Raw genomic sequence first — 12,161 nt, 5'->3', positions numbered from 1 at the left:
TATTGGCGTCCCCAAGGGGATTCGAACCCCTGTTACCGCCGTGAAAGGGCGATGTCCTAGGCCTCTAGACGATGGGGACAATGTGATATGTCGTTATAGCGTCGCTTAAACCTCAGTAGAAACTGGTGGAGATAAGCGGGATCGAACCGCTGACCTCTTGCATGCCATGCAAGCGCTCTCCCAGCTGAGCTATACCCCCTGATCAAAGGAACGTGGATTATACTGATGCGATGATAGCTTGTAAAGCAAAGATCAACCGGGGAAATTGCCAAGTTGATTGTTCATGCGGGTCAGCGTTTCCTCGCGTCCAAGCAATGCCAGCACCGCGTCGATCGACGGCGTATGCACTTCGCCGGTGACCATCACCCGTAATGGCATGGCGATTTTCGGCAATTTGACGTCGTGCGTTTTGGCGGCGTTTTTTATTTCCTGATGGATGACTTCGCGCGTCCATTCGATTTGCTGGAAAGTTTCCATCAAACCGGTCACGATCGGTTTGGCGTCCGCGGTCAAATGCTGCGCTTTCAGCTCTTCGGCGGGTTCCAGCGGGCGATAAAAATACACGGCGGCATCGGCCAGTTCTTCGATGGTATTGACGCGTTCTTTGAGCAAATCGACCACCTGCGCCAGATCGGGGCCGCCATTCAGCGGACAATTATCCTTCGCGAGAAAAGGCACCACCAGCTCGGCCAGACGCGCGTTATCGGCGGTTTTGAGATATTGCTGGTTGATCCAGTGCAGTTTCTCCGGATTGAACTTGGCCGGAGAGCGGCTGATTGCGGACAAATCGAACCACTCGACCAATTGCTCGCGGCTGAAAATCTCTTCATCGCCGTGCGACCAACCGAGCCGCGCCAGATAATTCAATAATGCTTCGGGCAAATAGCCATCGTCGCGATACTGCGTCACCGACACCGCGCCATGCCGTTTCGATAAGCGCTCGCCGTTGGCGCCGAGGATCATCGGCACGTGCGCGTATTCCGGCAAGGAGGCACCCAGGGCTTTAAGGATATTGATCTGGCGCGGCGTATTGTTGACATGATCGTCGCCGCGGATCACGTGGGTGATATTCATATCGAGATCGTCGATGACGACGCTGAAGTTGTACGTTGGTACGCCATCGCCGCGCAATAGCACCAGATCGTCCAGTTCATTATTGGCAACAGTGATTTTCCCTTTGATCTGATCGTTGAACGATACATAGCCATCCAGCGGATTTTTGAAACGGAGCACCGGTTTCACCCCGGCAGGCGGTGTTTTTTTGCTATCGCGCCAGCGGCCATCGTAGCGCGGCTTCAGACCGGCGGCCAATTGCTGTTCGCGCATTTGTTCCAATTCCTCTTTGCTGGCATAACAATGATAAGCCTGATTATTTCGCAATAATTGCTCAGCAACTTCATGATAGCGCGTCAACCGCTGCATCTGGTAAAACGGCCCTTCGTCGTAATTCAACCCTAACCATACCATCCCATCCAGAATCGCTTGTATGGATTGTTGCGTGGAACGCTCCAAATCGGTGTCTTCAATACGTAAAATAAATTCTCCACCATGTTTGCGGGCGTAAGCCCAGGAAAAAAGTGCGGTGCGTGCGCCGCCGATGTGGAGATAACCGGTGGGACTGGGGGCAAAACGTGTGCGTACCTTCATGATTGTTGAATCGACTGTTTAATAGCGAATAAATACGGGAGGTATAGTTTACGCGATTCTATAAAAACCGTGTTCCCTTTGCCCGACTTTGCACCGCTTGCGATACGTTATTCGAAGCAGACACCAAACATGATTATAATGCGAGCAATTTAACCCAATGTTCATTTCCGAACATCACGATGAAACATTCGATCGATGACCGATTTAATCCATGATTTGATTTTTTCAGCCGCCGAACGCTCGCCGGATGCTGCTGCATTGTTCTATCAAAATCAATGGATGCGCTACGAAGCTTTGGCCACCGAGGTCGCAACCAAAGCAAACGGATTCCAAGCGCTCGGCTTGGCGCGCGGTGAGCGAGTCGCCATCTATCTTGAAAAGCGTTTCGAGTCGGTGGTTGCTTTATTTGCAGCATCCGCTGCGGGAGGTGTTTTCGTACCGGTCAATCCGGTATTGAAACCGGAGCAAGTCCGTTATATTTTGACCGATTGTAATGTGCGGATTCTGGTCACTTCATTGGAACGGCTTAAGCTACTGCAAAAGGAACTGGTGTCATGTCGCGATTTGCATACCATTGTGGTGATCGATAGCAAAGGCGAACCCCCGGTCATTCCAGGCATCGCTGTTGTAAACTGGCATGAAGTCGATGGCGCTCACTCTGCCTTGACAGCCATTGATAGCGACATGGCTGCGATCATTTATACCTCCGGCAGCACCGGCAAACCCAAAGGCGTCGTGCTATCGCACCGCAATCTGATTGCCGGCGCCCAAAGCGTCACGCAGTACCTGAAAAACCGGCCCGGCGACCGGATCTTAACGGTATTGCCATTAAGCTTCGATTACGGCTTAAGTCAGTTGACAACCGCATTTTATGTCGGCGCGACCAACATTTTGATGAATTATCTGTTGCCACGGGACATCATCCGCAGCGTCCATGAACTCCAGATTACCGGTATCGCGGCTGTTCCATCCTTATGGATGCAACTGGCGCAATTGGATTGGGGCAATGTATCTTCGCTACGCTACATCACCAATTCCGGCGGTGCCATCCCGCGTGCAGTATTGGATCGATTGCGCACCATTTTACCGGATACGAAAATCTTCTTGATGTACGGCTTCACCGAAGCTTTCCGTTCCACCTATCTGGCGCCGGAACAACTCGACCGGCGCCCTGATTCGATTGGCAAAGCAATCCCGAATGCCGAAGTATTGGTACTGCGCGAAGACGGATCTCATTGCGCGCCCGGCGAACCTGGCGAGCTGGTTCATCGTGGCGCGCTGGTAGCAATGGGTTACTGGAATAACGCCGAAAAAACGGCTGCCTGTTTTAAACCGATCATTCCCCGTCAAAACGGTTTGACGATTCCGGAAATTGCCGCCTGGTCGGGCGATACCGTGCGCATGGATCAGGAAGGCTATCTATATTTCATTGAGCGCCGCGATGAAATGATCAAGACATCCGGTTACCGCGTCAGTCCGACGGAAATCGAAGAAGTGATTTATGCCACCGGATACGTCGCGGAAGCAATCGCCTTCGGTATACCCCATCCCATTCTGGGTCAAGCAATCGCGGCGATTGTCACTCTCGAGGAAGATTCCCGAATCGGTGCGGATGCGCTGTTAAATGCCTGCAAACAACACTTGCCCGCCTACATGGTGCCCAGTCACATTGAAATCCGCGAGAGCAATCTGCCAAAAAATCCAAACGGCAAGGTCGATCGCAACTATCTGTCCCAACAATTGCAACGGCTTTTTGACGATCACCAATAATGAACCATCAACCTCCGGAACATGCACCACTGACGCAATTTGCCGTGCACAATGACTGCCTGCAGATCGGCGGCATGCCATTGACCCACTTAGCGCAGCGAGTCGGCACCACGCCGTTTTATGCGTATGATCGGCAAGCAATCACCGACCGGGTGAAATTACTGCGCCAACATCTGCCGCCGGAGATTCTGCTGCATTATGCCGTCAAAGCAAACCCGATGCCGGCAGTTGTACAACATTTGGCAGGCTTGGTCGACGGTCTGGATATCGCATCGATCGGGGAAATGAACATTGCGCTGGATACGGTGATCGACCCCGGAAAAATCAGTTTTGCCGGACCCGGGAAAAAAGAATACGAGCTCCGGTGCGCTATCGCCGCAGGCGTTGTAATTAATATTGAATCCCAACAAGAATTGGAAACCGTTGCGCGGCAAGGAATGGAGATTGGCAGTACGCCTCGAATAGCTATTCGTGTTAATCCGGATTTTGAGCTCAAAGCCGCAGGTATGAAGATGGGCGGCGGCCCCAAGCCCTTTGGAATCGATGCCGAGCAAGTCCCAAGCATACTCGCGCAACTCGGCTCGCTGAACCTGGATTTCGTTGGATTCCATATTTTCAGCGGTTCACAAAATCTAAACACCGAGGCGATTCAACAGGCACAGCAGAAAACCTTCGAGCTTGCCAGGCATTTGGCCGACTATGCGCCAGTGCCGGTAAAATCGCTGAATATCGGCGGCGGTTTCGGCGTGCCTTATTTTCCGGGAGAACAGCCGCTGGACATCGCCGTCATCGGCGCTCACTTGCACGCACTGATGGCGCAAGTCAAATGGCAATTACCGGAAGCTACGGTCGCATTGGAGTTGGGGCGCTACCTGGTTGCCGAGGCAGGAATCTATGTGTGTCAGGTACTGGAAAGAAAAATATCCCGAGGACAAATTTTTCTGATTACCGACGGTGGATTGCATCATCATTTGGCAGCCTCCGGTAACTTCGGTCAAGTCATCCGAAAAAACTACCCTGTCCTGATCGGCAACAAAGTCCGCGAAACCGAAAGCGAAATCGTATCAGTGGTTGGTCCATTATGCACACCGCTGGATTTATTAGCAGACCGGATGCAAATGGCCAAAGCTGTTCCGGGTGATTTGGTGGTTGTTCTACAATCCGGCGCTTATGGATTGAGTGCCAGTCCCACCGCTTTCCTGGGACATCCCAAACCGGTCGAAGTATTGGTTTAATTCCCTACGTTTCATCAATCACTGTGCAAATGTTGTTTATTGTGCACAAGTCTTTAAGATTGTTGCAATTTTCTAGTCAAATTATAAAGATCAGTTGAATATTCGCTTTAAATATACTTAAATGATTGATAGATTCAGCGAGTGTTACTTATTGAATGGAAAAGCTTTGTTTCGCATAACCGGAAAATGGAAAATGCACCGTAGATTCTGTGCTTTTCCGCTGATGCTATAGCGTAGCGGCAGTTTACTATTATTACTCTGGCTTCCGATCGACACGGATCAATCTTCTTCTTGAATAGAACAGTATGACAGACTTACTTACCAGTTTAATTAGGTGATTTCATGAACGACTTGTATCAAAATTTCCAGAAATTCTTTGAGATCGTAATTGCAGATACAGCCGAATTACTTGAGCATGTTTACAGAATCCGCTATCAGGTATTGTGTATAGAACAACGTTTACCCGGGTTTGATCCCGCGCATTGTCCGGACGAAAAGGAAAAAGACAACTACGATAGCCATTCCTGCCATGTATTGTTGCGCTACCGACCTAGCGGAGACTTTATCGGTACAGCACGGTTAATTCTGCCTGCTTTGTCAAAACCTGAAAAACTTCTACCTGTCGAATTATACAGTCAGACAGATCCCATGCTGTGCGATATCAAGGCATTGCCGCGCCAGCATACCGCAGAAATTTCCCGTTTCCTGATTACAAGCCAATTTGATCGCCGTAGAGACGAGCGGCGCAGGGAAGATCGCCGCAAAGAAACAGCCGAAACCGATAGCGAAAAAAGGAGTACGCAAGATCGCCGGGCGTCGGACCGCCGCTCCGGGTTAAGCATTGGATTGGTACTGATGTCCGGCGTGATGCGCATGTCAGTCAAATATGATATCCGGCATTGGTTAATCGTTACTGATCCTGCATTGAATAAACTAATGGGATTTTATGGGTTGAATTTTAACCCGATCGGTCCGCCGGTCAATTATCATGGTATCCGTCGGCCTTATTACGCAAAAGTAGAGGATATCCTCAAGAAAATGTACAACGAGCATCGTGATGCTTGGGAAGTCGTAACCGATTGCGGCACTTATCGCTTGATGCAAGCTAACTGATTAATGAAATAACTCTGAATCGGGAATCTGTTTCTTGAATTTATTTCATTCATCGATACGAAACCAATTATCCAGTAATTATCGGTTAAAAGTTAAAGCAGGCTTATGCTTGGCTTTGACTTTATACCTTTGGTGCATGGATACCGGAGTCAGGGCGGAAAGCCCATACGAAATTGTCACCAATCCCGGTGTAGACGAAAAAACCCTCACGGTCAATTCACTGCGCTCCATCTTCAGCATGCGCTTAAAAACCTGGCCGGACGGCACTAAGATTCGGGTTTTTGTGTTATCCGATGACGATGAATTGCACCAGATCTTTTCCAAGGAAAAATTAAACGTTTTCCCTTATCAATTGAGGTCCACTTGGGATCGATTGGTTTTCTCAGGCACTGGTCAAGCTCCAACAAAAGTCAACTCAAACGAGGAAATGCTTGCAAAGATTTCCAGCACCCCCGGGGCAATCGGTTATTTATGGAAAGCAAATATCAATGAAAATGTTAATGTGCTCGAAATTAAGTAACCGTCTTATCGGTTCAGGATTACGGTTAATCGTGCGAGTGGCAACGTTGTCGTTGCTTTTCAGTTTTTCTGCGCACGCACAGGAAAATACGAATTCGAAACCGCAACCTGACGCAGATAATCCATCCATCAAAAGACCCCTTGCGACGGAGTTGCCTGCGCCGGCCAACCAGCCGGATACGCCGGAGAAAAAACCCGGATTCGTCAGGTCAGTCATCGACCGTTTCCGTAACAATGATCTCCCTGGCGATTTGCAGATTCACGGCTTTGTCACTCAGGCATACATTGCGACTTCGGATAACAATGTTTTCGGAGGTAGCGATAATGGCGGCAGCTTCGGTCTTACCGAAGCAGGTTTGAATGCTTCCATCAGGCCATTGCCGCGTCTTCAGTTATCGGCGCAAGTGCTGTCCCGGCGTGCTGGTGCAGGCAATAGCGGCACGCCGCGGCTCGATTATGCGGTGTTGGATTATCGTCTATATTCCCAAGAGACCAATCAGCTCGGAATCCGTGTTGGCCGGATCAAAAATCCATTCGGTTTTTACAATGAAACCCGGGATGTTGCATTTACACGACCTAGTATTCTGCTGCCACAGTCGATCTATTTTGATCGCACTCGTAATTTGGGGCTTTCCAGCGATTCCGTGCAGCTATACAGCGATACAGCAGTATTCGATTGGGGCACGCTGTCTACACAATTCGGCGTCTCACTACCAATTGTCAACGACAAAGATACCGAAAGTTCGTTACTCGGTGGAGTGCGACCAGGCAAACTGGAAAGAGAAGTGGGGTACATTGGCCGGGGAATTTTTGAAACAAATGACAAGCGGCTACGTTTAGGCGTCAGCGGTATATGGTTGAATACCAGTTATGATCCCAATCACCGGCTCGGCGATCCGATTGGTCCAGGAGCACTCCGATTTACACCTGTCATTTTTTCGGCCCAATACAACGCGGAACGATGGACATTGACTTCCGAATATGCGATCCGACCATTTAAATATAACAACAATTTTAGAGTCCCAGCGTTGAATGGCTTGGATTTCATCGGTGAAAGCTATTATTTCCAGGGCGAGTATCGTTTTACTCCGAAAATTGAAGGAATTTTGCGGTATGATGCACTCTTTATCGATAGATCGGATCGTGACGGCAGCCGGTGGGCGGCTCAAAATCCAGCGCGCCACGGTCTTGAGCATAGCCGTTTTGCCAGAGACATTACCGTCGGTTTACGCTGGAATGTCACGCCGGAATTCATGCTGCGGGCTGAATTTCATCATGTGAACGGAACCGGATGGCTGTCGCGACTGGATAATCCGGTTGCAAAAGACACCGAAGAGAACTGGAATCTTTACGGGATTCAAGCGTCTTATCGCTTCTAGAAAAACACTGAATAATTCGTCGAGCACAACAAGAAACACGGTTGGCGGCAGTCAGAAAATGAAACATAGCTTAACATTGATCGGAATTCCGGGTACTTTTCAACACAACCGTTCACCGGCAAAGATAAATTTTCCGAGTTTTACGGATTGAGTAAACGTTCTGTTGTACAACAGTTCCGGGGTTAAATTGAATAATATACCTGTCGACTCTCAACCGAAGGGACGTAAATTCCGCAGCTTACGATGGAAAATCTCGTTCGGAAGCAGTTTGATTTTGCTCGCGGTCGTTTCTTTGTTTTGTTTTGTCAGCTACCTCGGCTTAATGACCAACTTTGCCAATCAGCAAGAAGTCGAATACCGGCGATACTCGCTTGAGATCAACAGTCTGATCACCACTACCACACGGAACTTGCATCAGCTTGCTGAAATGATCCCATTCCTGGATGGAATGAAAAAAGCTTTGTTGACGAGCGATGGTGAAAACATCAGTCATGTTTTCGATGCGCATTGGGCATTATTACAGTTCCATAATGACGTTGAGTTCATTCACTTCTATAACGCCTCGAATCAATTAAACGCGAGCTGGGACAGCCTCGATGTAACCATTGATGACGATCAATTGCTTTCTAAATGGGTCCGCCATGTCAATCAATCGGAACATCCCATCAATCCTCTGCTTTGCCGCGAAAGCTGCATACAATATCTGATCGCTCCCATCCTGGTGGGAGGCAGGAAAGTGGGCGTAGTGGCGATGGGAATTTCCCTGGTGGATGTATTTCTGGCCTTCAAACGAATTTCCGGAGCGGATATCGGTTTATTGATCTCAACCAAGGATAATCCACTGTCTCAACAGGATATCGAAATTTCAAACTGGGGTGTTCAAATTTCCGCTCTCACCAATAAAGAGCGCAATCACGATATTCTGAAACGAGTCAATCAATTGTATCCGGAAATGCACACGCTCAAAGACAGCATTCAGCTTCACTGGAATAACCGATATGTGCAAATGAAATTATTTCCTCTGGATTCTTACGAACCGGGCAAAGCACACCTGATTATCATCACCGATGTAACCGCCGCAGTAAAAAACATTCACGACTCCATATGGAAAATCGCTCTGATCGGCTTGCTGGGGCTTATTTTCTCGGAGATATTGTTATTTTTCATATTTACCCGATTACTGGCAAAGCTGCGAGATGTCATTTTTGTACTGCCGCTCCTCGCCAACGGACAGTTTGAGAAGTTTCGTTTATCACTCGCTTCAGCAGACCAGAAGCAACACGTCAGAGACGAGGTCGATACGCTATCGGAAGCAGCCGTATCCTTATCGCTCCAATTGGAAAAACTGGAGCAGGAGGTATCGACTCGGACAAAAATGTTGATTGAGCAAAAAAACGCGCTCAGTAAAGAACGGGATTTCGTTCAAAACCTGTTGGATACCGCGCAGGCTATCGTGCTAACACAAAGCTCCGAAGGCCGGATAATGTCCTTAAACACCTACGGTGAAATGCTCATCCACTATACGGAAGTGGAATTAAAGGACAAATCTTTTTTGCAAACGCTGATTCCGGAGTACGAATCACAAGATCTGCTTTTTCGCTTTAAAGAAATTCACCTTGGCGAAAGAATGCAATTGCGCCATGAAGCCATTACCCACTGCAAAGATGGAACAACCCGGCACGTGGCTTGGCTGCATTCGCATCTGGATAAGCAAGCCGAAAACGATCCATCCATATTGTCAGTGGGGCTCGACGTAACGGAATACAAGCGCGTCGAAGGCCATCTCGCCTGGCTAGCCGATCACGACCCTTTAACCAATATGTTTAACCGGCGGCGATTCAGCGAAGAATTGGAGCAAGTATTGAGTCGCGCGGAACGCTATCAACATCCCGGAGCGTTGTTATTTTTCGACTTGGATCGTTTTAAATACATCAACGACACCAGTGGTCATCAAGCGGGTGATTCGCTACTAAAAATGGTCGCCAGCATGCTTTCCCAAACCATTCGCACCGATGATATCACCGGCCGTCTGGGAGGCGATGAGTTCGCAATCATCCTGCCGGAAATCAACGCCAGCGGCGCCATAGAAGTCGCAAAAAAAGTTTTGTCGCAACTGGGTCAAGCACAGTTAACGATTAATAATCGTACCCATAAAATTTCAGCCAGTATCGGAATTGCATTATTTCCGGAACACGGCGCCAATATCCATGATCTGCTCGCAGCAGCCGATCTCGCGATGTACCAGGCAAAAGCAAAAGGAAGAAATGCCTGGTACCTGTTTTCGGACCAGGACCGCAGCCGGGAACGGATACACACATTGGTTTATTGGAAGGAAAAGATCGAATACTCGCATTTACATGATAATTTCGTGCTTTATCTGCAACCCATCATGCATGTCAAAACGAAAGAAACCTCGCATTACGAGGTATTACTGCGCATGAAAGATAATGACGGCTCCATGCTTTCGCCCGCCGACTTCATCCCCGCTGCGGAACATACCGGATTGATCCATGCCATCGATCACATGGTATTGCGCAAAGCAATTACACAAATCGCCCATATTTACAAGAACGGTTTTCACGCTACGTTTTCGATCAATTTATCGGCGCATGCGTTTAATGACCCGGAATTATTACCTATACTCAAACAAGAACTGGTGTCGAATCAGATGAATCCGGCCAGCTTGATGTTCGAAATTACCGAAACCGCCGCCTTGGAGGATTTACCCGGTGCACGTGGACTAATGATAGAAATCAAAGAACTTGGTTGCGGTTTTGTATTGGATGATTTCGGCGTCGGCTTTTCGTCTTTTTATTACTTAAGAGAGCTGCCGGTGGATGTCGTCAAGATTGACGGTTCGTTTATCCGCAACCTTTCCGCAAACAGTGACGATCTGATCCTGGTCAATGCATTATGCAGCGTCGCCAGAGGATTCGGTAAACGCACCACCGCTGAATTCGTGGAGAATGCGGAAGTCTTGGCATTAATCGAAAAGCTCGATATCGATTATGCGCAGGGTTATTACATCGGCAAACCGGCGCCGGCTACCACTTTTTTCCAAACATAAGAATCCCCGGTTGCTCACAATTCAACAGTCGATAAATAGTCCGGAATACTGGCCGCCCATTTCAGGTCAGTCAGCATCACAGCGGTCAGCGCAGCGGAATTACTATATTCACCATGCACAACAAAAATCTTTTCCGGCTTTTTCTCGAAGTGGCGCAGCCAGTTAAGCAAACCGGCCTGATCAGCATGCGCGGAGAGCCCGCCGATGGTGTAAATCGCAGCCCGGACGCGAATATCCTGCCCAAAGATCTTGACTTGTTTGACGCCGTCCACCAATCGCCGACCCAAAGTCCTTTCGGCTTGAAAACCGGTGATCACGATGCTGCATTCCGGTCTGCCGAGATTGTATTTGAGATGATGCTTGATCCGTCCGGCATCGCACATGCCGCTGGCGGAAATAATAATATTTCCCTTTTTCATTTCATTAAGTTGCATGGATTCCTGAATGTCCTGCACAAAATGAATGCGAGGTTTTTTGCTATGGTCATTCATCCATTTCAATGCATCGGCGGATTCCTGGTCGAGCAGCGCGATATGCTTCAGAGTAATCTCGGTTGCGGCTTGCGCCATCGGGGAATCCACATAAATATCCATTTCCCCCAATTTTCCTTTGCGGTACAAATCGATCAGTAAAAACAGCAAATCCTGCGTGCGGCCAACGGTAAATGCCGGAATGATAACGTTCCCGCCTTTGCGGATCAGCGTATCGTTAATAGCCAATACCAGTTCATCGAGTGTGTCCGCCATATTGCGGTGCAGACGGTTACCATAAGTGGATTCGATCAACAGTACATCCGCTTGCCGGATAAAAGTCGGATCACGCACTACCGGATGCCCCGGTTGCCCCAGATCTCCGGAAAATACGATTTTTTTGCTGACCGAACGCTGCTTAATCCACAATTCAATAATCGCGGACCCCAGAATATGCCCGGCGTCACGAAAACAACAGCGCACCGTCGGATGCGGATTAATCTCGGTGTCGTAATTCACCCGCACCAATTGCTTCAGCAACGCTTCCGCCTGCGCAACGGTATAGAGCGGCGCCAGTTCCTGAGTGGAACGGCCACGGCGGCGCGATTGGTTGCGCCATTCAACCTCCTTCTCTTGAATATAGGCGCTATCTTTGAGCATCACGTGCAGAAGATCCGCGGTCGCATCCGTGCAATAAACCGGCCCGCGGAATCCCCAGGTACTAAGCCGCGGCAGTAGCCCGGAATGATCGATATGCGCATGTGTCAGCAATACAAAATCAATCGCCCGCGGATCGAATTTAAAAGCGGTGCGATTTTTCCGGTCAGCTTCGCGTCCGCCTTGAAACATGCCGCAATCCACCAGAAACCGTACCGTTCCGGTTTCAATCAAATAACTGGAGCCCGTCACTTCACCGGCGGCTCCCAGGAAAGTCAGTTGCATGGCAATCATTTCCTCGCAG

General features: G+C 49.0%; 8 protein-coding genes and 2 tRNA genes. 6 read left to right on the top strand and 4 right to left on the bottom strand.

Going from position 1 to position 12,161, the window contains the following annotated elements:
- Nucleotides 1-3: 3 nt before the first annotated feature.
- The 3 genes from KF839_RS02255 to gltX form a co-directional block, all read right to left on the bottom strand.
- Nucleotides 4-79 (bottom strand) — tRNA-Glu (locus tag KF839_RS02255).
- A gap of 44 nt (nt 80-123) precedes the next feature.
- Nucleotides 124-199 (bottom strand) — tRNA-Ala (locus KF839_RS02250).
- Between the two features lie 53 nt (nt 200-252).
- Complete coding sequence (gene gltX / locus KF839_RS02245) at nt 253-1,647, bottom strand: glutamate--tRNA ligase (RefSeq protein ID WP_292916196.1); 1,395 nt, start codon at nt 1,645-1,647, stop codon at nt 253-255.
- Between the two features lie 195 nt (nt 1,648-1,842).
- Between gltX and KF839_RS02240 the strand changes: the two genes are divergently transcribed.
- The 6 genes from KF839_RS02240 (at nt 1,843) to KF839_RS02215 (ending at nt 10,730) form a co-directional block, all read left to right on the top strand.
- Nucleotides 1,843-3,417: an acyl-CoA ligase (AMP-forming), exosortase A system-associated gene (locus KF839_RS02240; RefSeq protein ID WP_292916195.1), complete on the top strand. Its 1,575-nt coding sequence runs from the start codon at nt 1,843-1,845 to the stop codon at nt 3,415-3,417.
- On the top strand, nt 3,417-4,652 hold the full coding sequence (locus KF839_RS02235; protein ID WP_292916194.1) for a pyridoxal-dependent decarboxylase, exosortase A system-associated: 1,236 nt from the start codon (nt 3,417-3,419) through the stop codon (nt 4,650-4,652). Before KF839_RS02240 ends, KF839_RS02235 begins: the two co-directional genes overlap by 1 nt.
- Nucleotides 4,653-4,994: 342 nt before the next feature.
- Nucleotides 4,995-5,765: a PEP-CTERM/exosortase system-associated acyltransferase gene (locus tag KF839_RS02230; RefSeq protein WP_292916193.1), complete on the top strand. Its 771-nt coding sequence runs from the start codon at nt 4,995-4,997 to the stop codon at nt 5,763-5,765.
- Nucleotides 5,766-5,901: 136 nt separating this feature from the next.
- Complete coding sequence (locus KF839_RS02225; protein ID WP_292916192.1) at nt 5,902-6,285, top strand: substrate-binding domain-containing protein; 384 nt, start codon at nt 5,902-5,904, stop codon at nt 6,283-6,285.
- Nucleotides 6,254-7,663, top strand: coding sequence for a porin family protein (locus KF839_RS02220; protein WP_292916191.1), 1,410 nt, complete (start codon nt 6,254-6,256; stop codon nt 7,661-7,663). The genes KF839_RS02225 and KF839_RS02220 overlap by 32 nt, the downstream gene beginning before the upstream one ends.
- A gap of 187 nt (nt 7,664-7,850) precedes the next feature.
- The gene (locus KF839_RS02215) at nt 7,851-10,730 is read left to right on the top strand and encodes a bifunctional diguanylate cyclase/phosphodiesterase (protein ID WP_292916190.1); all 2,880 of its coding nucleotides are present in this window, start codon (nt 7,851-7,853) and stop codon (nt 10,728-10,730) included.
- 14 nt (nt 10,731-10,744) lie between these two features.
- Here KF839_RS02215 and KF839_RS02210 read toward each other — a convergent pair whose 3' ends face one another.
- Entirely contained in the window at nt 10,745-12,142 is a 1,398-nt protein-coding gene (locus KF839_RS02210) for an MBL fold metallo-hydrolase RNA specificity domain-containing protein (protein WP_292916189.1), read from the bottom strand.
- Between the last annotated feature and the right edge of the window lie 19 nt (nt 12,143-12,161).

Origin of the sequence: Nitrosomonas sp. (assembly GCF_019635155.1) — a bacterium.
Taxonomy (GTDB): Bacteria; Pseudomonadota; Gammaproteobacteria; order Burkholderiales; family Nitrosomonadaceae; genus Nitrosomonas.
Note: the sequence above shows the minus strand (reverse complement) of the source record. Positions and strands in the feature narration are given on the sequence as shown.

What these genes read in the sequence shown, in the direction of transcription:
- gltX (WP_292916196.1), bottom strand. Translation starts at nt 1,647, where the DNA reads ATGAAGGTACGCACACGTTTTGCCCCCAGTCCCACCGGTTATCTCCAC.
- KF839_RS02240 (WP_292916195.1), top strand. Translation starts at nt 1,843, where the DNA reads ATGACCGATTTAATCCATGATTTGATTTTTTCAGCCGCCGAACGCTCG.
- KF839_RS02235 (WP_292916194.1), top strand. Translation starts at nt 3,417, where the DNA reads ATGAACCATCAACCTCCGGAACATGCACCACTGACGCAATTTGCCGTG.
- KF839_RS02230 (WP_292916193.1), top strand. Translation starts at nt 4,995, where the DNA reads ATGAACGACTTGTATCAAAATTTCCAGAAATTCTTTGAGATCGTAATT.
- KF839_RS02225 (WP_292916192.1), top strand. Translation starts at nt 5,902, where the DNA reads ATGGATACCGGAGTCAGGGCGGAAAGCCCATACGAAATTGTCACCAAT.
- KF839_RS02220 (WP_292916191.1), top strand. Translation starts at nt 6,254, where the DNA reads ATGAAAATGTTAATGTGCTCGAAATTAAGTAACCGTCTTATCGGTTCA.
- KF839_RS02210 (WP_292916189.1), bottom strand. Translation starts at nt 12,142, where the DNA reads ATGCAACTGACTTTCCTGGGAGCCGCCGGTGAAGTGACGGGCTCCAGT.